This is a genomic window from Aminobacter sp. P9b (assembly GCF_045345995.1).
GTDB classification, from domain to species: Bacteria; Pseudomonadota; Alphaproteobacteria; order Rhizobiales; family Rhizobiaceae; genus Aminobacter; species Aminobacter niigataensis.
The window spans coordinates 331,849-354,974 of sequence record NZ_CP150083.1 but is presented as its reverse complement, the minus strand read 5'-3'; the positions used below and the strand labels follow the sequence as shown (position 1 = coordinate 354,974).

Below are 23,126 nucleotides of genomic sequence, written 5' to 3'. Positions count from 1 at the left end.
TTTCTGGAAATCGATAGGAACACCACATGTCCGAACTGACCCTTGCCAAGGCCAATGCCATCATCGCGGCGGCCTTCGCCAAAGCCCAGGACGCCAAGATGAAGCCCCTGTCGGTGGCGGTGCTGGATGCCGGCGGCCATCTGATCGCCTTCCAGAAACAGGACGGCTCGTCGATGCTGCGATTCGAAATCGCGAGTGGGAAGGCCTATGGCGCGCTCGCCGTCGGCATGGGCTCGCGCTGGCTCGACACGACCGCAAAAGAGCGTCCGCACTTCATGGAAGGCCTGAATGCTGTCTCCGGTGGCCGCATCGTGCCCGTGCCTGGCGGCGTGCTGATCCGGACCGCATCTGGCGCCTTGCTCGGTGCCGTAGGCATCACTGGCGACACCTCCGACAATGACGAACTGGCGGCCATATCGGGCATCGAAGCCGCAGGCTTCGCGGCAGTCGCAGGCTAACGGGCGGAAGGGCATTCTTCCGCTTGACAATTCCATCTGTGATCATAAAGTGTGATCAAACTGGTTGATGAAAGCAATTCAGCGCATGGGCTCGGGAGGAACCAGTCCGCAGCACCATGGCGCTTGAGGGCGCGCGGCTAGAATCGCTGCGCTTCGATCCTCGGAGGAGAGTATGAAGGTTGCAGTATTAGGCGCAGGCGCGGGCGGTGCAGCATCGGTCGCGGAATTGGTCCAGGCCGGTCATGACGTGCATTTCTGGGCGCGCTCGGCCGAAACGCTCGAGCCGCATATCAAGCTCGGCGGTGTCGCTTACGAGGGCAAGCTCGGCGAAGGCGTCGCCAGGCCGGCGCTGATCACCACCGATCTCAAGGCGGCCATCGACGGTGTCGACGTCGCAGTGGTTGTCCTTCCGACCTTCTCGCACTCGGCCATCGCTTCGGCGCTGGCAGGGGCGGGATGGTCATCCAGCAAGCCTGTCGTGCTCAATCCCGGCCACACCGGTGGCGCGCTCGAATTCGCCGAGACGTTTTCACGCACCGGCCGTGCCGCACCTCCGGTGGTCGAGTTCTCGACGCTGACCTATGTCGCGCGCAAGTATCGCCCCGACGGCGTCACCGTCTCCGGCCGGGCCAAGCAGCTCAAGGCGGCAGCGCTCAAGGGCGGTTCGGAAGTTCTGGAGATCGCAGGAAAGCTCTATCCGGGCCTCACCCCGGTTGCCGACGTGATCGCCTCCGATCTCTCCAACGTCAACATGGTCCTGCATCCGCCGGCGGCTGTTTTGGCGGCAGCCTGGGTCGAGGCGACGGGTGGCAACTTCACTTTCTACGTCGATGCCATGACCCCGGGCGTCGCCCGTGTCATGAAGCAGCTCGACGACGAGCGGCTGGCGGTCGCCAAGGCCTTCGGGCATGATCTGCCCAACCTCGTCGAAGAGATGAAGCTGCTCGGCACGGTCGAGGCCGATGTGGTCGATACCAGCGATTTCCGCGCGGCAATTGCCGGCGGCGAGGCCAACAAGCGCATCAAGGGCCCGGACTCGCTCGAATACCGCTACTATAAGGAAGACTTCGGCCACGGCCTGCTGCCTTTCCTTGAACTCGCGAAGATCGCAGGCGTCGAGACGCCGGTTGCGCATTCGCTCTACAGCCTGGCGCAGATCGCCGTCGGCACCGACTATCGCAAGGGCGGCCGCACCGCCGAGGCGATGGGTATCGCCGGCATGTCCAGGGATCAGGTCATTCAGAAGGTAAGGGCGCAATGAGCTGGCATAACACAGTCATCGCCGTCGTCGCCGGCGACGCCCGCGAACAGGAGATCGCCCGTTGCGCGGTCCGTGCCGGAGCGACCGTCCGCGCCTATGGTTTCCCTTGGCCGGATGAGGGTATCGAGGGTGTCTACCATGCAAAGGACGCTGCCGATGCGTTGAAGGGCGCCGACATCGCGCTGTTCCCGATCCCCGGCATCACCGCCGAAGGCGCGTTGTTTGCGCCGAAGTGCCCGGAAAAGATCATCCCGACGCGCGAAATGCTCGACGGCATGAACAAGCCTGGCCATATCATCCTCGGCTGGGGCGACGCCAATCTGAAGGGCCATTGCGAAGCACTCGGCATCACGCTGCACGAATATGAGTGGGACGTCGACCTGATGCTGCTGCGCGGCCCGGCGATCGTCGAGGGCGTGCTCAAGGTGATCATCGAAAACACCCAGATCACCATCCACAAGTCCAACATCTGCCTGGTCGGGCAGGGCACCATCGGCTCGCTTTTGACCAACACACTCTTGGCCCTCGGCGCCCATGTCCATGTTGCTGCGCGCAACCCGGTCCAGCGCGCTGCGGCTTACGCGGCGGGTGCGGAATCGCTGACGCTCGAACAATTGCCGGAATACCTGCCGAAGATGGACATCGTCATCGGCAGCGTGCCCAAGCGCCTGCTCGAGCGCGAACAGCTGGCGCTGTTGCCCAAGCATGCTTTGCTGGTCGATGTCGCGGCCCCTCCCGGCACGATCGACAGGGATGCGGCTGGCGAACTCGGACTGAAGACCGTCTGGGCGCGTGGCATGGGCGCACGGGCGCCGATCACCGTCGGCCGCAGCCAGTGGAGCGGCATCAGCCGGCGCATTGCAGGAATTTTGGAGCAGAAGTCATGAAAGCGGATCTGGTCATCAAGAATGCGTGGGTGGTTCGCCACGACGGCGAATTCCACGGCGGCGTGGCGGTCAAGGACGGCAAGATCGTCCTGACCGGATCGGACGAGTCGCTGCCCGACGCAACCCGCACCATCGATGCCGAGGGCCGCGTGCTGATGCCGGGCCTGATCGACCCGCACTGCCACCTCGGCGTCAAGTTCCCCTTCGCCGAGGACATGCGTACCGAGACGGCGGCGGCGGCTTCCGGCGGCGTGACCACCGCACTTCTCTACATCCGCAACCTCAAGGAATCCTATTTGCCGTTCTACGAGGAGCGCAAGGCGCTGGGCGAGGAGAACTCGGTCATCGACTTCGGCTTCCACTTCGGCATCCAGCGCGAAGAGCACATCGCCGAGATCCCCGAGATCGTCGCCAAGACCGGCGTGAAGTCGTTCAAGTGCTATTTCGGCTACGAGCCCGACAATCCGATTGGCATCGTGCCGGCGACCGATGGCTGGGTCTATGCGGCGATGCGCATCCTCGCCAAGGTTCCCGGCGGCGTCATCAACGTCCACTGCGAAAACACCCAGATCGCCTCTTGGATCAAGAAGGAGATCGCCGCGACCGGCCGCCAGGATCTCGGCGCCTACACGGAATCGCGTCCGGCCTTCTGCGAGGTAGAAACCATTCGCCGCATGATCTTCCTTGCCGAAAAGACCGGCTGCTCGCTGCATCTTGTCCATACCTCGGTCGGCATGGGCCCCGTGCTGGCCGCCGAGGCGCAGGCGCGCGGCGTGCACGTCACGGTCGAGACCTGCCCGCACTACCTGACGCGTACCTGCTATGACGACGATCTCGACATGCGCGCCAAGATCTCGCCGCCGCTGCGTGACCGCAACGAACTCGAAGGCCTCTGGGCCGGCATGCTCAACGGCTCGGTCTACAGCCTCGGCACCGATCACGTGCCGTTCCTGCCCAAGAAGCTCGAGGACCTGTGGACCGAATTCCCCGGCGTCGTCAGCTTCCCGTGGGAGCTGTCGCTGATGCTGCATTTCGGCGTCCATCAGCGCGGCATGCCGCTCAGCCGCCTGGTCGAGCTCAACTCGTTCAATCCGGCGCGGCGCTTCGGCCTGTGGCCGCGCAAGGGCCACATCGATGTCGGCTTCGATGCCGACCTGGTGTTGGTCGACCTCGACGAGGAGCGCACCGTCACCCACACCGGCAAGGGCACCTGCATCTATGAAGGTTGGAAGCTGAAGGGCTGGCCGGTGATGACGGTGGCGCGCGGCGACATCGTCTACGAAAATGGCGTGGTCGCCGAAACCAACTACGGTCGCGGCCGCTGCGTGACGCTGCCGGCATGACACCTTCGGCCACCGATCAACTGGACCTGGCCGGCCGGGTTTCGCTGATACCGGCGCGTCTGCCGGTGCGCGAAGCGGTGGCAGGCATCGTTGCCCGCAAGGCAACGGTGCGCCAGGAGCGGTTGTCGGGGATCCACAATCCGTGGGGCCATGTCATCGGCCTCACCGATCCGTGGAGCTTTCTCGACCTGTGCGAGAGCGATGTCGTGATCGACGCCGCACGCAAGGTCGTCGGGCCTGATGTCATCCTGTGGGACAGCGAGTTGTTTGCCGAAGCAAGCGGTTACGCCGAGTTCCTCGGAGAAAGCAGGGAAGGCCGCTACTGGCCGGTGACACCGCTTGCCGGCGCCATAATCCTGCTGCCTGTGGGACGGGAGAAGCCCGAGGCCAGGGCGGTCAGCCTCAATGATATCGGGCCGCAGGTGCTTGAAGGGTATGATCCTTCGGAACCGCTTTATGTCATCCGGGTGATGCCGGCGACGAGCCGTTTCGATCGTGACTCCAGGCACCCGGCCAATCTCGCCTGCATGCAAGAGCGGGTACTGGTCAATTATTCCAATCGTCCGCTGTGGCTGCTTTGCGGCACCGACCGGGCGGACAACGATCTGGTTTCGGGCTTCGCGCCCGCCGTGCCCGTCTGGGCCTCCGGCGCGCTGCCCACCGAAAGAGAGGAGAAATAGAATGCCGTTCGTCGTCGTAGAAATGTGGGAAGGGCGCACTGTCGAGCAGAAGCGCAATCTCGTCAAAGCCATCACCAAGGCCATGGTCGATGAGGCTGCCTGCAAGCCCGATCACCTGCACGTCGTGATTCACGAGACGCCCAAGGACAGCTGGGGCCGCGGTGGCGTGCTCGGCATCGACATGGTGGAGCACAAGAAATGAGCCTCGAAGCCCTCGACTACCGCAAGTCGGCACTGCTGGTCATCGACCTGCAGAACGCCTTCATCCACGAAAAGGGCACGCTCGGTATTTCGGGCGTCGACACCAAGCGCCTGTCCTCGATCGTGCCGCCGCTGGCCAAGCTGATCAAGCGCTGCCAGGATACCGGCATTCCGGTCATCTGGACGATGCAGGAACACTTCGCCGTCGACCAGAACCGCGCCAAGAAGAAGCTGCTCGGCCATACCGCCCGGCGCAAGCAGGTATCGGCGCTGGCCGGCAGCTGGGACGAGCAGATCATCGACGAGCTGAAGCCACTCGCCGATTTCGATCCGGCCTTCGTCATCCGCAAGCATCGCTTCGGCGCATTCTATGAAACCCGCCTCGAAATGATGCTGAAGATGCTGGGCACCCAGCATCTGTTCGTCACCGGCGCGACCACCAATGCCTGCGTCGAGACTTCGATCCGCGAAGCCTATCTGCGCGATCTCGACGTGATTGCCGTCGACGACTGCGTGTCGGGCGTCAACGCCGAGTGGGAAGCAACCGCCAAGCAGATCTGGAAGCAGTATTTCTGCGAGATCGCGCCCTCCTCGGAGGTGCTCGACTGGATCGGCGAACAGGTCAAGCCGCGCGTCACCAACTACGGCCACCAGCTGATCATGGTCAACGACATCGACACTTCGGTGGCGTTCTACACCAACCAGCTGGGCTTCACGATCCGGCAGGCCAAGCCGCTCGCCGACGGCCGTCCGTTCACCGCCTTCCATCAGGGTATCGCCCTGATCCACGGCAAGACGAGCGACCATCGCCAGCTCGACCACATTGCCTTCGAAGTCAATGACGTCCGCGCTCTGGACGCCAAGCTGAAGAAGGCCGGCGTGCGTTACTTCAACGAGCTGCATGACGGACCCTACGGGCTGACGATCTACATCGCCGATCCCGACGGCACCAAGGTCGAGCTCTACCAGGTCGGCGCCACCGCCTGATCCTGGCATTTCTCAAGAGTGCATTCGGCCGCCGGCTCGCCCGGCGGCCGAATTGCGTTTGAGCTGCGGCACATGCCAGGCCGAAAGATCGCTGCTGGCGGTCGGCGCCGGAAAGTCGCCTATCCAGGCGACGCCATGATCAGGATCCTGCAGGGTTGAGGCCGGCATCCCACCGGGCGGCAAAGTTGATGGCAAGTCGTCCATACATTTGGCCTGGACGCCGTTAGCAATCCGGACCTGTCAGCCTGAGTTTTACTACTCAGAAGTACAGTCGCCGCTAGCAAAACTACTTTTTGGCCGGACCATACTCTTGCCTTGACACCAATGAATTGTGATCACACGATGAGATCAAGAATGGAGTGTGCACGCAATTCTGCCGCGTCTCTTGGAGGATAGAGACGCGCGTGCCGGGCCGTGTCGGCCCCGCACGATGCCGCAAAAAGGAGGAGAGAAACGTTGTATCGCAAAGGTCTTATACGTAGCCTGGCGCTTGCCGCCACTGCTGCCGTCGTCACTGCTTTCGCATCTCACGGTGCGATGGCCGAGGAGTTCAAAGTCCGTTTCAGCTGGAAGCTGAGTGGCGCGTATGGCTTCTTCTATCTCGGCGATCAGAAGGGCGTGTACAAGGACGCCGGGCTGGAACTGAAGCTCGGCGAGGGGGCCAGTTCGCAGGCCGCACTGGGTGGGTTGATCCAGGGCCAGGAAGACGTGGTGGTGATGCCTGGGATCTTTGCCGTATCGGCGATCCAGAGGGGCATGCCGGTCAAGATCATCGGGGTCTACCAGCCTTCGACCCCGCTTGCGCTGATCTCGCATCCCGACAATCCGGTCAACACGCCGAAAGATCTGGAAGGCAAGACCATCGCGCATGCGGTGGGTGAGACCGGCACGTCCTATCTCGGCGCCTTCTGCGAGATCAACAGTGTCGACTGCACCAAGATCAACAAGATCCAGATGGATTCGCAGACGCGCGTTCCCCAGTTCCTGCAGAGACAGGTCGACGTCGTCAGCGTCTACCGCAACAACGATTTGCCGGTGCTCGAGGACAAGGCCGGAGCGAAGTTCGTGACCCTCAACATGAGCGACTATGGCCTGTCCGTGCTCGGCGAGGCGATTGTCGCCAGCGACGAGGGTATCGCCAAGAATGGAGATGCCTTGCGCAGCTTCCTGGCCGCCAACGCCAAATCAATCGAAATGATGCGGGCCGACCCGGCGGGAACGGCAGCCGCATTGAAGGCGGTATGGAAGGCAGGGCCTTCGGATCAGGTCCTCCAGCGGCAGATCGAGACGACGGCGGCATCGTTCACGACGTCCGGGGGCACCCCGGTCGGTTGGGTCGACGAGAAGGTCATCGCCAACGCGCTGAAGCTGATCGGCAGCGTCGATGATATCGGCACGCCCCGGCCGCTTTCCGACTTCTACACCAACGAACTGCTGGGTGAGTGAGGCCGACCGCCCGCCTCGGCGACTGAAAGACTGAAAGACTGAACGCGCCGATGCGCATATGCGATCTGCGCCGCTTAAGCGCCGGTTCGACCGTGGTCGAGCCGGCGAGAATGAACAATTTCCAGGAAGCATTTATGTCGCCGCAACAAGATCATTTTCGCGCCTTCATGCCTTATGGGGCGGTCGAAGTGGCCAATGCCGGCATTGGCCCGCTTGCGGGGCTGCGCCTTGCGGTGAAGGACCTGTTTGATGTCTCCGGATACCGCACCGGATGCGGATGTCCGCTCATGCTGGCCGAGAGCGATGTGAAGGCCCGAACGGCTCCTGCCGTTCAGCGCCTGCTCGACGCAGGCGCCCGCTTTGTCGGCAAGACCCACACCGACGAACTGGCGTGGTCGCTCTATGGTGTGAACGCCCATTTCGGTACGCCGGTAAACCCCGCTGCTCCAGATCGCGTGCCTGGAGGCTCGTCTTCCGGCTCCGCTGTTGCCGTTGCTGCGAACCTGGCTGACATCGGCATCGGAACGGATACGGGTGGCTCGGTGCGCCTTCCCGCCAGTTTCTGCGGGGTGTGGGGTTTCCGTCCGACCCACGGTCGCGTGTCGCTCGCCGGCTGCATGAATCTGGCCGCCAGCTTCGATACATTCGGCCTCTTCGCGCGCGACATCGACACGCTCGAGGCTGCCGGAAAGGTGGTCCTGGGCGACGACGACATCGTGCTACCCGCCCAGCCACGGCTCCTGCTGGCAAAGGACATGGCGGACAGGCTCGCCGACGGGCCCCGGGCGGTCTTTGATCAAGCTTTCGCTCATCTTGGTGCGACACCGGCGTCGGTCTATGCGGGACCCGGCGTGAGCGCGGTCTACGAAGCGTTTCGCAAGCTGCAGGCCTGGGACACCAGAAAGTCCGTCATTTCGTGGATGACCGCGTCCGGCATGCCGCGCTCGCGTGGACTTGATGAGCGATATGCCTATGCCATGTCATTGACCGACGATGACCATCTCGCGGCCAACCGTATCCGGGACAGCTTCCGGCAAAGGATGGACGATCTGCTGGGGCTGGATGGCATCCTCCTGGCGCCCGCGGTTCACGATGCACCGTTCCGCCTGGACGCGCCAGGGGAGGTTTTCGACGGCTACCGCCACGAGGCGATGACCCTGCTTTGCGTCGCCGGTCTCGCCGGCCTTCCGCAGATAGTGCTGCCGGCGGGCAAGGTGGACGGAGCTCCCTATGGCGTTTCGCTGATCGGCCCTCGCGGTTCGGACCTGTCGCTCATGGCGGCGGCGCGCATGATGGTCGGGTGACAGGCCGGTTTCACGCCGGGTGTCGGACCGGGCGAGCGCGAGCCCGATCCAACTTGAGGACCTCGGCCGCTGGTTCACCCGGCGGCCGAGCCGTGTTTTGCAATTCAGCGCGGAGCCAGGCCGACGAGATCGTCCAGTTCCCCATAGGAGGGAAGCGGCGAGGCGATGGGCGCGCCGCTGCGAATGACGATGCGGTTGCTTTCGGGCCGCGACAGCAATTCCGACCAGCAGCGTCCTTCGAACAAGATGAAGTCGGCTGCCAGGCCTTCGCCCATCATGCCCCTCCCGTCGAGGCGCATGACGGAAGCAGGCGTTGCCGATACCGCTCTCGGCCAGTCTCCGACCTCGTGGTCGAGGTGCAGGATCCGGGTCCCCATCCGATAGGTCTCCATCATGTCCAGATCGCCATAGGCATAGAACGGGTCCCGCGTGTTGTCGGAGCCGAGCGCGATCGCAATGCCGCGGCGCCTCATCTCGTGCAGCAGGGTGACGCCCCGCCACCTCGGCGTGGTGCCGTCGTGGCGCCTATCCTGCAGGTAGAGATTGCACATCGGCAGCGACACGACCGCAAGTCCGGCGGCCGCGACGGTGTCGAGCGTCCTGTCGACGATCGAACTGTCCTGCGTGGCAAGCGAACAGCAATGGCCGACAAGCACCTTGCCCGAAAAACGCGCCCGCAGCCCTGCCTCGGCGATGCGATGCAGGGAGTTGGCCGCCGGATCGGCCGTTTCGTCAGCGTGGAAATCCAGGTCGAGGCCGTACCGGGTCGCTGTCGCGAACATGCGGTCGAGCAGTGCATCGATGTCGGGCACGGGGAATGCGACGGCGCCAAATACGCCTCCGGCCGCCGCCACGCGCTGCGCCAGGGCGTCGAGGGCGGCTTCGTTGCGGGCAAAGTCGATGCCGACGAGGCAGACTGCCTGCAGGTCGATCCTGCCCCGCCACGCTTCGCGCATCTGCTCGAAGACAGGCCACGAGATCGCATCCTGTGGCGGCGCCGAATCGAGATGCGTGCGCATGGCTGATGTCCCGTAGTGGTGGGCGCAACGCAAAGCGAAGTCCATGCGCCGGGCAACGTCTTCGGCAGACCAGTTGGCCAGGCGGTCGGCGCCGGTGGAACTCATGGCGCCGGGGAAAGACCCGTCGGCACCTGGCGTTCGCGGCAGGATGTGGCCCTTGTCGAGATGCGTGTGGCAATCGACGAAGGTCGGCAGCACGATACGGCCTCCGGCGTCGACCGAAATGATGCCCGCCGGATGGGGGTGAATGGCCGCCGGGGTTATTGCCAATATCTTGCCGTGCTCTACAGTCAGGTCAGCGAGAAAGAACTCGGCACCCGCGGTTTCGATGGCACCTGTTCCTGTGACTGCATTGTTGAGACGGACATTGCGCAGCATGTATCGCCCATGCACTGCGGCTGCGGTGATCGTTTCGTGCAGGGATACTTGGTCAGGTGCAGCTATGGTCATCGATATTCCTTTGCAATTGTCACGGCCTTTGCCATTGAAAACCGCGTTGTCGCCAATTCAGGCTGAGGCAGGAATGCCGCAACCCGACAGCGTGGGCAGGCACCAATTCGCTCGGCCGACCGGCGGCAGTTAAAGGTTGCCGTTCAGGGAAAGATCATTTATTGATCACAATATGAGATCACAGATTGCGGCCTGTCAACTTCTGCCCCCGGCCGGCGTCTGTCTGCGGCCGACCGCAGCAACGTCGTTCCTCGTACAGCGCAACTCTTGAGGAAATTGGCGAGAGGCGGAGAAGCGGAATGCGGATAGACAAGGTCGAAGGCGCCAACGGCGACAAAGATGCCGTCAAGCCGGCGCGCGGTCACGTCCACGAGCACGTGCTGAGCTATATGCGCCGTGGGCTGATGGTGGGCGCATTCCTGCCCGGCCAGGTGATGAGCCTGCGCAAGCTGGCGGCAGGTTTTGGCACCAGCCCGATGCCGGTTCGCGAAGTGCTGAGCCGGCTGGTTGCGGCGAATGCCCTGGAGGAGACCAAGGGCGGTTCGGTGCGTGTGCCGCGGCTGGGACCGGAAAAGCTCAGCGATCTTTTCGCCGTGCGCGAGATGCTCGAAGGCATGGCGACCGAGCTTGCCGCCAAGAAGGTGACACCTGCCCTGATCAGCCAACTGACCAGCCTCAACAAGCAACTGCTCGTGGCGATCGAAAAGCGCGATATCCTGAACTGCCTGTCCTATAACCAGAAATTCCATTTCACGGTTTACGAGGCTGCGGATTCCGAAGTGCTGATGCCGCTGATCGAATCGCTTTGGCTGCAGTTCGGCCCGACCATGTACATGTCGCTGCTGATCCCATCGATGCCGTGGAATGCCTCCGACCACGAAGACATTCTTGCCGCGCTGAAGGATGGCAACGCGACTGCGGCCAAGAAGGGCATCGTCCACGACATCCGCACCACCTGCAAGGCGCTGCTCAGCGTCGCAGGTTCGCAGGGCATCGAACTGCCCTTCGCGCAGGGGCCGGAACTGCAATTCGACTACTGAAATCACGATCTGGGAGGACCGCGCCATGGCGGGTAAGTTTGAACAAAATCTCGCGCGCTTGGGCATCAGCCTGCCGGCAACCGTGGCTCCTGCCGCCAATTACGTGCCGGCGCGCCGCCTGGGCAACCAGGTCTACATTTCCGGCCAGGTGCCGAGCGAGACCGGCAAGGACAAATACACCGGCAAGCTCGGCTCCGACTACACGGTCGAGGAAGGCCAGGCGGCGGCCCGGCTCTGCGCCGTCAACATCCTGGCCCAGCTCAAGCAGGCGCTCGATGGCGATCTCGATCGCGTTGTCGGCGTCATCCGCCTCGGCGGCTTCGTCAATGCCGAGCCTGACTTCAAGGATCACCCCAAGGTCATCAACGGCGCATCCGACCTGATGGTCGACGTGTTCGGCGAGGCAGGGCGCCATGCCCGTGCTGCCGTCGGGTGTTATTCGCTGCCACGCAACGTGCCAGTCGAAGTCGACGCGATCTTCGAGGTCAACTGACCGTGCAGCCTGCCGCTTCGACGATTGACGACAGAATTCCGGTCCATGTGCTGACCGGCTTCCTGGGAAGCGGCAAGACGACCTTCCTGAGGCATCTGCTCGGCGAGCCGGATCTCGCCGATACGGCCGTGATCATCAACGAGTTTGGCGAAGTCGGGCTCGACCACCTGTTGGTGCGGGAAGTATCCGAGGACGCCGTGCTGTTGTCCTCGGGCTGCCTGTGCTGCGCGGTGCGCGATGATCTCGTTTCCACATTGGCGGACCTTCTGGCGATGGTTCGTCGCGGCGAGGTGGCGCCTTTCCGCCGGGTCGTGGTTGAAACCACGGGCCTCGCCGATCCCGCACCGATCATGCAGGCGGTGATGAGCGATCTTCAGCTTCGTCGCGGCTATCGGGCGGGCAGCATCGTTGCCACCGTCGACGGCGTCAGCGGCGTCAACAGCATCGGCAGCTTCGCCGAAGCGGTGCAGCAGGTCGCGCTTGCCGATTGCGTCGTCATCACCAAGTCGGATCTCGTCGAGCCCTGGCGGCTCGACGCGCTTGGCCAGGATGTCGGCAAGGTGAACCCTCAGGTCAGGCAGCTTGTTTCCAGCCGCGCAAGCATGCCGAGCGCGACCGATATCTTCGATCACGAAGAAAGCTGGCAGCCGCGCCATTTCGAAATGGCCGACACACCAGCCTTGGGCAAGCACAGCGACGGCATCGAGACCTTCACGGTCGAAGTGAAGCGAGAGGTGGACTGGCCTGCTTTCGTCGACTGGCTCGAACTGCTTCTGGCCGGTCGCGGCCAATCGATCCTTCGCGTGAAGGGTTTGCTGCCGGTCAAGGGCGATGCGCGTCCGGTGGTCATCCACGGCGTCCAGCACGTCGTTTATCCGCCGGAGTATCTGGAGCGCTGGCCGGATGGCATGCCGCATGGCTGGCTGGTTTTCATTGCCCGCGACCTGACCCGCGCCGCGATTGAGAATTCGTTGCCGAGCACATTCGCCACCGCGCACTGACGATCCGAAAGCCGCTGGCGTCCGACTTTTGCCCAAACATTTTTGTGTCGGCCCTGACGGCTGCGCGCGCTAAGCCGTGCCGAGGCTCGGTCGCGACGTCGCGACGCGTGGCGAATCCAGAAGCGATTTCCGGTGCTTGCGGGAGAGGTCGCGCAGCTGCGAAGTGCCAGCAGAACGCCCGACATTTGTTAGAGGCAAGCTTAGATTCGGCGCTTGACAAAGTTCAATTGTGATCACACTATGAGATCAAGAATGAGGATCGAAAGCGTGAGCTGTCGTGCCTTGTTCGGGGGAGAGAGGCAGGCCTTCGGGCCATAGGGGGCGCCAGTCGGTGCTCGTTTAGGGAGGAGAGAAATGTTGTACGTCACAGGTCTCATTCGCGGCACGGCTCTGGCCGCGACCGCTGCCATAGCCACCGTCCTGGCAAGTCACAGTGCGATGGCCGAGGACATCAATCTACGTTTCAGCTGGAAGCTGAAGGGCGAATACGGCTTCTTCTACCTGGGGCAGGAAAAAGGCCTCTACAAGGATGCCGGCCTCAATGTGACGCTCGGTGAAGGTGCTGGCGCGCAGGCGGCCCTCGCGGCCCTTCTTCAGGGCCAGGAAGACCTTGCAGTGGTTCCTGGAATATTTGCGATCACGGCAATCCAGAAAGGCATGCCGGTCAAGATTATTTCTCTTTACCAGCCGGCCGCGCCCGTTGTCCTTATTTCTCATCCCGAGAATCCGGTGGTCAAGCCAAGCGATCTCGAGGGCAAGTCCATCGCAAGCTCGATCGGCGAAACGTCGACGGCCTACATGGATGTCTTCTGCAGTGTGAATAATATCGACTGCAAGAAGGTAAATAAGATCCAGATGGACAGCCAGACCCGCATTCCGCAGTTCGTGCAGAAGAAGGTCGACGTGGTTGGCGTGTACCGCACAAGCGATCTGCCTGTTCTCATCGACAAGACCTCGACCAATTTCGCTGTCCTCGACATGGAGGAATTCGGCCTCGCAGTTCCCGGCCTGGCCGTTGTCGCCAGCGCCGACGGTGTGGAGAAGAAGGGCGACGTGCTTCGCAACTTCCTTTCCGTCACCAGCAAGGCAATCGAAATGTCGCGCAGCGATCCTGCCGCAGCGACCGCCGCTTTGAAGGCGGTATGGCAGGCCGGACCGTCCGACAAGGTCGTCCGCGAGCAGGTCGAAGCGACTTCAAAGTCCATTCCGGCATCCACGGGCAAACCTCTCGGATGGGTCGACGAGAAGACGATTGCCGATGCGCTCAAGCTGATCGGCAGCGTCGACGAGATCGGTGAACCGAAGCCCATCTCGACCTTTTATACCAATGATCTTCTGACGCAGTGAGGCTACGGTGGCGAGCACGGATGTAATCGGCGCCGGTCAGGCGCAGAAAAAGCAAGGCAACAACATGAGCAGCAAGAAAAAATCGCGAGGACCCTGGCTGGAGCGTTACTCGGCGCTTATCCTCGCGGTCGTGCTGCTCGGTGCCTGGCAGATTCTGGTTCCCTTGTCGGGGCTGTCGGAGTTCGTCCTGCCGACCCCGCTGGCTATCGCCACGCGGATCGTCAACGAGCTGCCGCTGCTCGCCACCCATGGCTATGTCACGCTTTTTGAAGTGGTCGTCGGCTTTGCCATGGGGGTGCTGGTCGGCATCCCCCTGGCGCTGTCGATCTTCTATTCCAGGGCTTTCGAACGTGCCATCTACCCGATCCTGGTGGCGCTGCAGACGGTGCCCAAGGTAGCGCTGGCGCCGCTGCTGGTGCTCTATCTCGGCTACGGCTGGGCGCCCAAGATCACGCTGGCCTTCCTGATCTCGTTCTTCCCTATCGTCATTTCCACCGTCGTCGGCCTGCAATCGCTCGACAAGAACCTGGTCAATCTCGTCCGCTCGATGGGTGCCGGCGAATGGCAGACGTTCTTCAAGGTTCGCCTGCCAGCAGCACTGCCGAATATTTTCGGCGGCTTCAAGGTGGCGGTGTCGCTGGCGGTCATCGGTGCGGTCATCGGCGAGTATGTCGCTGCCGAGCGCGGCCTTGGCTACCTGCAGCTCCAGGCCAACTCGCAGTTCGACACGACGCTCAACTTCGCCACCGTGGTGGCGATCTCGGGACTTGGCGTGATGCTCTATTTCATCATCGACACCATCGAGTCCCGCGTCACCTACAAGCGCGACTCCGCCAAATAACCCGGCCCTTCAATCGGTCCGGCAACAACGAATACAGGTTCAGTGAGGCAATTCCATGAGTGCCACTACCCAGACTGGCGCGGCGGTCGACATTTCCCGGCTTTCCAAGATCTACAAGACACGCGAGGACGATGACGTCCTCGCCCTCGACAAGATCGATCTCAGGATCGAGCCCGGCAGCTTTGTTGCCGTCGTCGGGCCGAGCGGTTGCGGCAAGAGCACGCTGCTTTCGCTTCTCGCCGGCCTGACACCCGCCTCGACCGGCAGCATCTCCATCGACGGAGACGGCGTCAGCAGGCCGCATCCGAAAACCGGCGTCGTGTTCCAGTCGGATCTGTTGCTCTACTGGCGCACGGTGCTCGACAACATCCTGCTGCCGATCGAGATCAAGAAGCTCGATGCCGCGAAATACAGGCAACGTGCCGAAGAATTGCTGGCCCAGGTCGGCCTCGAAGGCTTCGGCAACAAGTATCCCTCCGAGCTCTCCGGCGGCATGCGCCAGCGCGTGGCGATCTGCCGGGCGCTGATCCAGGAGCCGGGCCTGCTGTTGATGGACGAGCCATTCGGCGCGCTCGACGCGCTGACGCGCGAACAGATGATCATGGATCTGCAGTCGATGTGGCTCAGGCTTGGCAACACGGTGCTGTTCATCACCCACGGCATCGACGAGGCGGTTTTCCTCGCCGACCGCGTGCTGGTGATGTCGCCGCGTCCCGGCCGCGTCGATCTCGACCTCAAGATCGATCTGCCGCGCCCGCGGCAGTGGAGCAAGACCCACGAAGACAAGGATTATCACGGCTACGTCCGGCAGATCCGCGCGATCTTCGAGGCCAAGGGCATTCTGGTCGCCCACTAGTGGACAGGCCCGGAAACCGGCGACGATTTTCGGGCCCGCTGGGCACCTGACGCCCCCGATCGGTTCGGCCGATCCGCCAATCGGCAATTGCGACAGAAATGACATGAACGCCGCCGGGACATTTTCCCGGCGGGCGACCAGTTGCGCGGAGAGCCCGGATGCCTGGAACGATATTCATACCGAGAGAGATTGATGCGATTGAGAGCCGGGTTGGTGCTTCGCCGGATACGGTGAAACGCCTGGTCGGGCTGGGCTTTGACGTGATCGTGGAGAGCGGGGCGGGGACCTTGTCGCGCATTCCCGACGCCGATTTCACTGCGGTCGGCGGCAAGATCGGCAAGGCCGCCGATGCCGGCAAGGCGGATGTCGTGCTCAAGGTGCGCCGTCCGTCCGAAGCCGAGCTCAAGGGCTACAAGCCAGGTGCCGCGGTGCTGGCCACCATGGATCCCTATGGCAACGACGCCGCGGTCGCGGCGATGGCCAGGGCAGGCGTCACGGCGTTTGCCATGGAGTTCATGCCGCGCATCACCCGCGCCCAGGTCATGGACGTGCTGTCGTCGCAGGCGAACCTCGCCGGCTACCAGGCGGTGATCGACGGTGCCGCCGAATATGACCGCGCGCTGCCGATGATGATGACGGCGGCCGGCACGGTGCCGGCGGCGAAAGTGTTCATCATGGGTGTCGGTGTCGCCGGCCTGCAGGCGATCGCCACCGCCCGCCGCATGGGCGCGATCGTGACCGCCACCGACGTGCGTCCGGCGGTCAAGGAGCAGGTCGCCTCGCTCGGCGCCAAGTTCCTCGCCGTCGAGGACGAGGAGTTCAAGGCGGCCGAGACCGCCGGTGGCTACGCCAAGGAGATGTCGAAGGAGTACCAGGCGAAGCAGGCGGCACTCACCGCCGAGCATATCGCCAAGCAGGACATCGTCATCACTACCGCCCTGATCCCGGGCCGTCCGGCGCCGAAGCTGGTGTCGGCGGCCATGGTCGCCTCGATGAAGCCGGGTTCGGTGCTTGTCGACCTCGCCGTCGAGCGCGGCGGCAATGTCGAGGGTGCGGTGCCTGGCAAGGTCGTCACCACCGCCAACGGGGCCAAGATCGTCGGCCATCTCAACGTGCCGGGCCGTGTCGCGGCCTCGGCCTCGCTGCTTTATGCCAAGAACCTGTTCGCCTTCCTCGAGACCATGGTCGACAAGACGACCAAGCAGATTGTCATCAACCGCGACGACGAGCTGGTCAAGGCAACGATGCTGACCGATGGCGGCCGCGTCGTTCACCCCAACTTCGCCAATGCCGCGGCAGCGGCTGCAGCGGACAAGCCCAAGCCGGTCGTTGCGGGCCAGAACCGCGGCGACGACCCGGCAAGCGACGGTGCGGCCAAGGCCGAAAAACCGGCCGCTGCCAAAAAGACCACTGCCCAGAAAACCACCGCCAAGAAGCCGGCCAAGCAGGGAGACGCGTGATGGAAGGTCTTCAGAAAGCCCTCGACCAGCTCGACCAGGCGGTTGGTGCCGTCCGGCTCGGCATCCAGGATCTCGCCACCAGCCAAGGTGCGGCGGACGCCGCGGGCGACGCTGCACATGCGCTGAGCGGCGGGGCGATCGACCCGTTCGTGTTCCGCTTCGCCATCTTCGTGCTGGCGATCTTCGTCGGCTACTACGTCGTCTGGTCGGTGACGCCGGCTTTGCACACGCCGCTGATGGCGGTGACCAACGCCATCTCCTCGGTGATCGTGGTCGGGGCGCTGCTCGCCGTCGGCATCGCAGCCTCCGGGCTTGCCACCGGCTTCGGCTTCATTGCCCTGGTGCTCGCCTCGGTCAACATCTTCGGCGGCTTCCTCGTCACCCAGCGCATGCTGGCGATGTACAAGAAGAAGGACAAGTGACGTGACCCTGAACCTCGCTTCCTTCCTCTACCTGGTCTCCGGCATCCTGTTCATCCTGGCGCTGCGCGGCCTGTCGCATCCGACCACCTCCCGCCAGGGCAACACCTACGGCATGATCGGCATGGGCATCGCCATCGCCACCACGCTGGCGCTGGCCAAGCCCACGCTGGCCGGCCTCGGCCTGATCGTGCTCGGCCTCGCCATCGGCGGCGGCGTCGGTGCGGTCACCGCGCGGCGCATCGCCATGACCTCGATGCCGCAGCTGGTCGCAGCCTTCCACAGCCTCGTCGGCATGGCCGCGGTGATGGTGGCGGCCGCCGCCGTCTATGCGCCGGAAAGCTTTGGCATCGGCTCCGTCGGCGCCATCCACGGCCAGGCCCTGGTCGAGATGAGCCTGGGTGTCGCCATCGGCGCCATCACCTTCACCGGCTCGGTCATCGCCTTCCTCAAGCTCGACGGCCGCATGTCGGGCAAGCCGATCATGCTGCCCGGCCGCCACTTCATCAACGCCGCGCTGGCCATCGCCCTTGTCGTGCTCATCGTCATGCTGGTGACGACGCAGTCGACGACGGTGTTCTGGCTGATCGTGGCCGTGTCGCTGGTGCTCGGCGTGCTGCTCATCGTGCCGATCGGCGGCGCCGACATGCCGGTGGTCGTTTCCATGCTCAACTCCTATTCGGGCTGGGCAGCGGCAGCACTTGGCTTCACCCTCGGCAATCTGGCGCTGATCATCACCGGTGCGCTGGTCGGCTCGTCGGGTGCGATCCTCAGCTACATCATGTGCAAGGGCATGAACCGCTCGTTCATCTCGGTCATCCTCGGCGGCTTCGGCGGCGAGACCGCCGCTGTTGCCGACGACGGCATCGAGCGCACCGTCAAGCAGGGTTCGGCCGACGACGCCGCCTTCCTGATGATGAACGCCCAGAAGGTCATCATCGTGCCGGGCTACGGCATGGCGGTGGCGCAGGCCCAGCATGCGCTGCGCGAGATGACCGACAAGCTCAAGGCCAATGGCGTCGAGGTCAAATACGCCATCCACCCGGTCGCCGGCCGCATGCCCGGGCACATGAACGTGCTCTTGGCCGAGGCCAACGTGCCTTACGACGAGGTCTTCGAGCTCGAAGACATCAACTCGGAGTTCGCCCAGGCCGACGTCGCCTATGTCATCGGCGCCAACGACGTCACCAACCCCTCGGCGCGCGATGACAAGAACAGCCCGATCTACGGCATGCCGATCCTCGACGTCGACAAGGCCCGCACCTGCCTGTTCGTCAAGCGCAGCCTCGGCTCCGGCTACGCCGGCATCGACAACACGCTGTTCTACAAGGACGGCACCATGATGCTGCTCGGCGACGCCAAGAAGATGACCGAAGAGATCGTCAAGGCCATGGACCACTGAGCCGAAGGCTCGGCTGACAACCGACAATAATGACGAAAAAAGCCCGGCCAAAAGCCGGGCTTTTTTGTGCCTATGCCCCGGCGGCCAGTCGCTCGCCGTTTGCGGCGCGGACCTCGACGCGGAGCAGGCCAAGCATTTCATCGAGATCGGCGCGGTCGGCAATCGAGATGCGCAGCCATTCCGGCAGGCCGTAATCCTCGTTGGAGCGGATGATGAAGCCCTGCTTCGCCAGCCGTGCCACAGTCGCCTGCGCCCAGCCCGCTGCCGCGCCGGGCAAGCGGACGAATGCGAAGTTCGCAGCACTTGGCGAGATCTCGAAACCGAGCGTGCGCAGCTCCTTCGAGATAGTCGCGTTCCTTGGCGGTGCGGGCGCGGACATGCTGGATGAAATCCTGTTCGCCGACGGCAACCGTCGCCGCCACCTGAGCCAGGCCGTTGACGTTGCCGATGCCGCGCACGTTGTTCAGTGCGGCGACGACCTCCGGATAGGCATAGGCCCAGCCGGCGCGGGCGGACGCCAGTCCGTAGGCCTTGGAGAAGGTGCGGGTGACGATGACGTTCGGGTGGCGGTCGGCGATCTCGAAGGTTGCGACGGCCTCGGCCGGATCGACATATTCGGCGTAGGCCGCATCGAGCACCAGCACGACATGCGATGGCAGTTCGCGCGCCAGGCGTGCCACTTCGTCCATGGGGACCACCGAGCCGGTCGGGTTGTTGGGGTTGGCGAGGAAGATGATGCGGGTCGCCGGCGTGACGGCGGCCAGGAGCGCGTCGACATCGACGGAGAAATCAGGCCCGAGCGGCGCTTCGACCGCCTTGGCGCCGAGGCGATAGGCGACGATGGCGAACTGCAGGAACGAATAGGCCGGGAACAGGATCTCGTCGCCGGCACGGGCATAGACGCGGCCGACGGCGTCGAGCAGCTCTTCCGAGCCGTTGCCGCAGACGATGCGGGCCGGATCGAGGTTGAACTGCTTGCCGATGGCGGCGCGCATGGTGCCGCAGCCCGGATCGGCATAGCGGTAGACCTGGGGTGCTGCCTCGCGGATGGCCTCGACCACACCCGGCGCAGCACCGAGCCAGCTTTCGTTGAGCCCGAGATTGACGACGCGCGCCGCACCCGACGTGTCGATCTTCTTGACGACGGTCAGCGTCCGCGCGGACAGATAGGGCACAGGCAGGGACATTTCGTTTCCTCGGTTCATGCCGATGGCTCCGTCATTCGGAGCCGATCAGGATCTTGGTGTAGAGAGAGCGGAAGCGCTTGCGGTCTGCTGGCGGTTCCTTGAAGTGGGTGGCGTAGTAGCCGATCTGCTGGAAGTAGGTGATGCGAGCGCGGATCAGGCTTTCGTCATCGTCGTAACCCATGGCCGCAAACGCGCGGACGAGCAGCGCCATGCGAAAATCGTCCTGGGCCTGCACCTTGCGGGCAATCACGGCCGAACTGCGTGCCCAGTCGCGGATGGCGAGGTCGAGGCGTGGGCTGAACGGATCCTCGCTGATCCACACCCCGGTCACAGCGTCGAAATAGGCAGGGCCGTCGATGACCTCCTGGTCGATCAGCGCCTCGAACGGTTTGCAATTGCGTTGCCGCCATTGCTCGAGAAGGCTGTCGAGCAGGTCCTTCAGGTTCTTGAAGTGGAAGTAGAAGCTGCCGCGCGTGACCTTCAGTTGCCTGGACAGGTGGTCGATCTTGACGTTGGCGATGCCCTTCTTCTCAAGCGTGGCGATCGCTGCGGCAATCCACGCCTCGCGCGACAGCGTTTTCCGCGCCGCAGGCTTGGCCGGTCGTTCAGAGATTGCGCTGCTTTTCATGGCTCATCGCCTGCTCAGGGAAGGTTGCCGAAGCGCTCCAGCATCAGCGCAAAGAAGCCGTCGGCGTCGATGCGGCGCAGCACGTTACAGTTCTTGCGCCGGCCGGTGACGTGCCACCAGTCGACCACGGTCATGCCGATGGTCTCCGGTGACATCAGCTCGATGGTGACGTTGCACTGCTTCTGCTCGTAGAGATGCGGCGCCAGCAGATAGCCGGTGACGCAGGCGTCGTGGATCGGGCGGGCCTCGGTGGCGAACTTGTGTGAGCCGTACTGGCGATAGAAGTCGGCCATGTTGGCGGCCTCGACGGCCGATCTCGTGCCGAGCGCGCGCAACTGCTGCAGCCATTCCGGCGTCATCTGGGCGGTGTAGGTGCAGTCGATGCCAGCCATGGTAACCGGCACGCCGGAATCGAACACGACGGCGGCTGCGTGCGGGTCGACCCAGATGTTGAATTCGGCGGCCGGCGTCGCGTTGCCGCCCTCGAAGAAGCCGCCGCCCATCAGTACGACTTCGCGGATGCGCGGGATGATGCGTGGCTCCATCACCATGGCCATGCCAAGATTGGTCATCGGCCCGAGCGTGCAGACGGTGATCTCGCCTTCAGGAGCGGCCATCAGCGCGTCGACGAGGAAGTTGACCGCGTGCTTGTCCTGCAATGGCCGGCTTGGTTCGGGCAGGACGCAGCCGTCGATGCCGGTCGGGCCATGGACATATTCGGCGGTCTTGAGCGCCTTGACCATCGGCCGCGAGCAGCCGGCATAGACCGGCACGTCCGAACGGCCGGCGAGTTCTGCGATCTGCAGCGCGTTGCGCGAGGTCAGCGCCAGGGGCACGTTGCCGCCGACGGTGGTCAGCGCCACCACCTCCAGCTCCGGCGAGCCGAGCGCGAAAAGGATGGCGAAGGCGTCGTCCTGGCCGGGGTCGGTGTCGATAATGATCTTGCGTGGCGACATGGCACTTTCCCCCGGTTCGATCGCCGGGTAGCCTCCGGCGGCATTGCAAGAATTCGAGCGTCATGCATACAGTACTGTATGTTATTTTCAAGCCGGCAGGGGAGGCCTCCCGTCGGCTCATCGGGGAGAAATGAATGGGGCCTCCAGTCGATCCGGTTCCCGCTGGCGACCTCCAGCCGAAGAGCGCCGACGTCGTCATTGTCGGCGGCGGCATCATCGGCGTTAGCGCTGCGCTGTTCCTGGCGCGCAAGGGCATTTCCGTCGTCGTCTGCGAGAAGGGCCATGTCGCCGGAGAGCAGTCGAGCCGCAACTGGGGCTGGTGCCGGCGCATGGGCCGAGATCCGCGCGAACTGCCGCTGATCGTCGAGGCGATGAAGATGTGGGGCGGCATCGAGGATCTGGTTGGCGAGGACGTCGGCTTTCGCCGCACCGGCATCCTCTATCTCTGCCAGGACGAAAGCGACGTCGAGCATCATTCCGACTGGCTGACGAGTGCCGGCGACTACGGCCTCGACACCAGGATGATCGAGGGCAGGGCACTGGCTGATCTCATGCCCGGCGCGCAGAAGACATTCCGTGCGGCACTGCACACGCCGAGCGACGGTCGGGCCGAACCGCAGAAGGCGGCCCCCGCGATCGCGCGTGCCGCCCAACGCGCCGGCGCCCGTATCCTGCTGCGCTGTGCCGTGCGCGAGATCGAGACCGAAGGCGGCCGTGTCTCGGGCGTCGTCACCGAGAACGGCCCGATCCGTGCCGGAACGGTGGTTGTCGCGGCAGGTGCGTGGTCGAGCACGTTGTGCCGCCCGCTCGGCATTCGCCTGCCGCAACTTGCCGTTCGCTCGTCGGTGATGCGCACCGGTCCGGTCGAAGGCGGCCCGGACGGTGCGGCCTGGACGGAAGGTTTTGCCTACCGCAAGCGGCTCGACGGCGGCTACACCATTGCCAATGGCATGATCAGCTATCACCATGTCTCGCCGGACAGCTTCCGCTATTTCGCCGACTTCCTGCCGATCCTGTCGCGCGAATGGCGCTCGATCGGCCTGCGTTTCGGCGATATTCTCGGTGGTCCCTTTGGGCTTTCGCCCAAGCTGGAAGGCGAAGGCAGCGTCTACGAGCGCAATCGTACGCTCGATCCCGCTCCGGCGGTTGCTCCGCTGGAGCGTGCCCGCGCCAACATGGAGAAGGTCTTTCCGGCATTGAAAGGAGTACCCACGCTGCAGCGTTGGGCCGGCTTCATCGATGCCACGCCCGATGCGGTGCCGGTTATCTCGCCGGTCAACTCGCTGCCGGGGCTGGTGATCGCCACAGGCTTTTCCGGCCATGGCTTCGGCATCGGTCCGGCCGCGGGGCGGCTGACGGCCGACCTCGTCACCGGCAACACGCCATTGGTGGACCCCACGGCCTTCCGCTACGAGCGCTTCATCGACGGCACGAAGCATCGCCCGACCACGGGCGTGTGA

General features: G+C 63.8%; 23 protein-coding genes. 19 read left to right on the top strand and 4 right to left on the bottom strand.

All coding sequences use genetic code 11. From position 1 onward, the window contains the following. Positions 1 to 26: 26 nt before the first annotated feature. The 9 genes from WHT83_RS25795 (at position 27) to WHT83_RS25755 (ending at position 8,567) form a co-directional block, all read left to right on the top strand. Complete coding sequence (locus tag WHT83_RS25795) at positions 27 to 458, top strand: heme-binding protein (protein WP_108610191.1); 432 nt, start codon at positions 27 to 29, stop codon at positions 456 to 458. Between the two features lie 172 nt (positions 459 to 630). Beyond that, a complete protein-coding gene (locus tag WHT83_RS25790) occupies positions 631 to 1,719 on the top strand; it encodes an NAD/NADP octopine/nopaline dehydrogenase family protein (protein WP_183264767.1) in 1,089 nt (362 codons plus the stop codon). Continuing rightward, a complete protein-coding gene (locus WHT83_RS25785; RefSeq protein ID WP_341878497.1) occupies positions 1,716 to 2,606 on the top strand; it encodes a dipicolinate synthase subunit DpsA in 891 nt (296 codons plus the stop codon). The genes WHT83_RS25790 and WHT83_RS25785 overlap by 4 nt, the downstream gene beginning before the upstream one ends. Continuing rightward, positions 2,603 to 3,949 (top strand): amidohydrolase family protein, encoded by a 1,347-nt coding sequence (locus tag WHT83_RS25780; protein WP_341878496.1) that lies wholly within the window; start codon positions 2,603 to 2,605, stop codon positions 3,947 to 3,949. The genes WHT83_RS25785 and WHT83_RS25780 overlap by 4 nt, the downstream gene beginning before the upstream one ends. Next, positions 3,946 to 4,629, top strand: coding sequence for a resolvase (locus tag WHT83_RS25775; protein WP_341878495.1), 684 nt, complete (start codon positions 3,946 to 3,948; stop codon positions 4,627 to 4,629). The genes WHT83_RS25780 and WHT83_RS25775 overlap by 4 nt, the downstream gene beginning before the upstream one ends. A 1-nt stretch (position 4,630) precedes the next feature. Then, a complete protein-coding gene (locus tag WHT83_RS25770) occupies positions 4,631 to 4,831 on the top strand; it encodes a 2-hydroxymuconate tautomerase (protein WP_108610196.1) in 201 nt (66 codons plus the stop codon). Continuing rightward, on the top strand, positions 4,828 to 5,817 hold the full coding sequence (locus WHT83_RS25765) for an isochorismatase family protein (RefSeq protein ID WP_108610197.1): 990 nt from the start codon (positions 4,828 to 4,830) through the stop codon (positions 5,815 to 5,817). Before WHT83_RS25770 ends, WHT83_RS25765 begins: the two co-directional genes overlap by 4 nt. A 456-nt stretch (positions 5,818 to 6,273) precedes the next feature. Then, a complete protein-coding gene (locus tag WHT83_RS25760) occupies positions 6,274 to 7,263 on the top strand; it encodes an ABC transporter substrate-binding protein (protein ID WP_268738162.1) in 990 nt (329 codons plus the stop codon). 110 nt (positions 7,264 to 7,373) lie between these two features. Next, complete coding sequence (locus tag WHT83_RS25755; RefSeq protein ID WP_406874066.1) at positions 7,374 to 8,567, top strand: amidase; 1,194 nt, start codon at positions 7,374 to 7,376, stop codon at positions 8,565 to 8,567. 104 nt (positions 8,568 to 8,671) lie between these two features. Here WHT83_RS25755 and WHT83_RS25750 read toward each other — a convergent pair whose 3' ends face one another. Continuing rightward, positions 8,672 to 10,036 carry a cytosine deaminase gene (locus WHT83_RS25750; protein WP_341878493.1) on the bottom strand — a complete coding sequence of 455 codons (1,365 nt, stop codon included), beginning with the start codon at positions 10,034 to 10,036 and terminating at the stop codon, positions 8,672 to 8,674. Between the two features lie 299 nt (positions 10,037 to 10,335). Between WHT83_RS25750 and WHT83_RS25745 the strand changes: the two genes are divergently transcribed. The 9 genes from WHT83_RS25745 to WHT83_RS25705 all read left to right on the top strand — a co-directional run bounded on the left by WHT83_RS25745 (position 10,336) and on the right by WHT83_RS25705 (position 18,895). Continuing rightward, positions 10,336 to 11,076 (top strand): GntR family transcriptional regulator, encoded by a 741-nt coding sequence (locus tag WHT83_RS25745; protein ID WP_108610200.1) that lies wholly within the window; start codon positions 10,336 to 10,338, stop codon positions 11,074 to 11,076. 25 nt (positions 11,077 to 11,101) lie between these two features. After that, entirely contained in the window at positions 11,102 to 11,569 is a 468-nt protein-coding gene (locus tag WHT83_RS25740) for a RidA family protein (protein WP_341878492.1), read from the top strand. 2 nt (positions 11,570 to 11,571) lie between these two features. Next, positions 11,572 to 12,570, top strand: coding sequence for a GTP-binding protein (locus WHT83_RS25735; RefSeq protein ID WP_341878491.1), 999 nt, complete (start codon positions 11,572 to 11,574; stop codon positions 12,568 to 12,570). A 438-nt stretch (positions 12,571 to 13,008) separates the two neighbouring features. Next, a complete protein-coding gene (locus WHT83_RS25730) occupies positions 13,009 to 13,917 on the top strand; it encodes an ABC transporter substrate-binding protein (RefSeq protein WP_245440017.1) in 909 nt (302 codons plus the stop codon). A 64-nt stretch (positions 13,918 to 13,981) separates the two neighbouring features. Then, positions 13,982 to 14,758: an ABC transporter permease gene (locus tag WHT83_RS25725; protein WP_183264772.1), complete on the top strand. Its 777-nt coding sequence runs from the start codon at positions 13,982 to 13,984 to the stop codon at positions 14,756 to 14,758. Between the two features lie 55 nt (positions 14,759 to 14,813). After that, positions 14,814 to 15,614 (top strand): ABC transporter ATP-binding protein, encoded by an 801-nt coding sequence (locus WHT83_RS25720; RefSeq protein ID WP_108610204.1) that lies wholly within the window; start codon positions 14,814 to 14,816, stop codon positions 15,612 to 15,614. Between the two features lie 158 nt (positions 15,615 to 15,772). Then, a complete protein-coding gene (locus tag WHT83_RS25715; RefSeq protein WP_341878490.1) occupies positions 15,773 to 17,074 on the top strand; it encodes a Re/Si-specific NAD(P)(+) transhydrogenase subunit alpha in 1,302 nt (433 codons plus the stop codon). Then, positions 17,074 to 17,496 (top strand): proton-translocating transhydrogenase family protein, encoded by a 423-nt coding sequence (locus WHT83_RS25710; RefSeq protein WP_268738159.1) that lies wholly within the window; start codon positions 17,074 to 17,076, stop codon positions 17,494 to 17,496. The genes WHT83_RS25715 and WHT83_RS25710 overlap by 1 nt, the downstream gene beginning before the upstream one ends. A gap of 1 nt (position 17,497) precedes the next feature. After that, entirely contained in the window at positions 17,498 to 18,895 is a 1,398-nt protein-coding gene (locus WHT83_RS25705; RefSeq protein WP_341878489.1) for an NAD(P)(+) transhydrogenase (Re/Si-specific) subunit beta, read from the top strand. 137 nt (positions 18,896 to 19,032) lie between these two features. On the opposite strand, the gene WHT83_RS25700 is transcribed toward WHT83_RS25705, so the two are convergent. From WHT83_RS25700 to WHT83_RS25690, 3 genes are read right to left on the bottom strand one after another with little or no spacing between them, the layout of a single operon-like run. After that, positions 19,033 to 20,082, bottom strand: a complete 1,050-nt coding sequence (locus WHT83_RS25700) for a histidinol-phosphate transaminase (RefSeq protein ID WP_341878488.1) — start codon at positions 20,080 to 20,082, stop codon at positions 19,033 to 19,035. Positions 20,083 to 20,113: 31 nt separating this feature from the next. Next, complete coding sequence (locus WHT83_RS25695) at positions 20,114 to 20,710, bottom strand: TetR/AcrR family transcriptional regulator (RefSeq protein ID WP_341878487.1); 597 nt, start codon at positions 20,708 to 20,710, stop codon at positions 20,114 to 20,116. A 14-nt stretch (positions 20,711 to 20,724) separates the two neighbouring features. Then, positions 20,725 to 21,666, bottom strand: a complete 942-nt coding sequence (locus WHT83_RS25690; RefSeq protein ID WP_341878486.1) for a nucleoside hydrolase — start codon at positions 21,664 to 21,666, stop codon at positions 20,725 to 20,727. Positions 21,667 to 21,800: 134 nt separating this feature from the next. On the opposite strand from WHT83_RS25690, the gene WHT83_RS25685 reads away from it, so the two are divergent. Continuing rightward, entirely contained in the window at positions 21,801 to 23,126 is a 1,326-nt protein-coding gene (locus tag WHT83_RS25685) for an FAD-binding oxidoreductase (protein ID WP_341878485.1), read from the top strand.

What these genes read in the sequence shown, in the direction of transcription:
- WHT83_RS25715 (WP_341878490.1), top strand. Translation starts at nt 15,773, where the DNA reads ATGCCTGGAACGATATTCATACCGAGAGAGATTGATGCGATTGAGAGC.
- WHT83_RS25740 (WP_341878492.1), top strand. Translation starts at nt 11,102, where the DNA reads ATGGCGGGTAAGTTTGAACAAAATCTCGCGCGCTTGGGCATCAGCCTG.
- WHT83_RS25775 (WP_341878495.1), top strand. Translation starts at nt 3,946, where the DNA reads ATGACACCTTCGGCCACCGATCAACTGGACCTGGCCGGCCGGGTTTCG.
- WHT83_RS25745 (WP_108610200.1), top strand. Translation starts at nt 10,336, where the DNA reads ATGCGGATAGACAAGGTCGAAGGCGCCAACGGCGACAAAGATGCCGTC.
- WHT83_RS25695 (WP_341878487.1), bottom strand. Translation starts at nt 20,710, where the DNA reads ATGAAAAGCAGCGCAATCTCTGAACGACCGGCCAAGCCTGCGGCGCGG.
- WHT83_RS25725 (WP_183264772.1), top strand. Translation starts at nt 13,982, where the DNA reads ATGAGCAGCAAGAAAAAATCGCGAGGACCCTGGCTGGAGCGTTACTCG.
- WHT83_RS25780 (WP_341878496.1), top strand. Translation starts at nt 2,603, where the DNA reads ATGAAAGCGGATCTGGTCATCAAGAATGCGTGGGTGGTTCGCCACGAC.
- WHT83_RS25785 (WP_341878497.1), top strand. Translation starts at nt 1,716, where the DNA reads ATGAGCTGGCATAACACAGTCATCGCCGTCGTCGCCGGCGACGCCCGC.
- WHT83_RS25685 (WP_341878485.1), top strand. Translation starts at nt 21,801, where the DNA reads ATGGGGCCTCCAGTCGATCCGGTTCCCGCTGGCGACCTCCAGCCGAAG.
- WHT83_RS25765 (WP_108610197.1), top strand. Translation starts at nt 4,828, where the DNA reads ATGAGCCTCGAAGCCCTCGACTACCGCAAGTCGGCACTGCTGGTCATC.
- WHT83_RS25710 (WP_268738159.1), top strand. Translation starts at nt 17,074, where the DNA reads ATGGAAGGTCTTCAGAAAGCCCTCGACCAGCTCGACCAGGCGGTTGGT.
- WHT83_RS25770 (WP_108610196.1), top strand. Translation starts at nt 4,631, where the DNA reads ATGCCGTTCGTCGTCGTAGAAATGTGGGAAGGGCGCACTGTCGAGCAG.
- WHT83_RS25700 (WP_341878488.1), bottom strand. Translation starts at nt 20,082, where the DNA reads ATGTCCCTGCCTGTGCCCTATCTGTCCGCGCGGACGCTGACCGTCGTC.
- WHT83_RS25755 (WP_406874066.1), top strand. Translation starts at nt 7,374, where the DNA reads ATGAACAATTTCCAGGAAGCATTTATGTCGCCGCAACAAGATCATTTT.
- WHT83_RS25690 (WP_341878486.1), bottom strand. Translation starts at nt 21,666, where the DNA reads ATGTCGCCACGCAAGATCATTATCGACACCGACCCCGGCCAGGACGAC.
- WHT83_RS25720 (WP_108610204.1), top strand. Translation starts at nt 14,814, where the DNA reads ATGAGTGCCACTACCCAGACTGGCGCGGCGGTCGACATTTCCCGGCTT.
- WHT83_RS25750 (WP_341878493.1), bottom strand. Translation starts at nt 10,036, where the DNA reads ATGACCATAGCTGCACCTGACCAAGTATCCCTGCACGAAACGATCACC.
- WHT83_RS25730 (WP_245440017.1), top strand. Translation starts at nt 13,009, where the DNA reads ATGGCCGAGGACATCAATCTACGTTTCAGCTGGAAGCTGAAGGGCGAA.
- WHT83_RS25790 (WP_183264767.1), top strand. Translation starts at nt 631, where the DNA reads ATGAAGGTTGCAGTATTAGGCGCAGGCGCGGGCGGTGCAGCATCGGTC.
- WHT83_RS25795 (WP_108610191.1), top strand. Translation starts at nt 27, where the DNA reads ATGTCCGAACTGACCCTTGCCAAGGCCAATGCCATCATCGCGGCGGCC.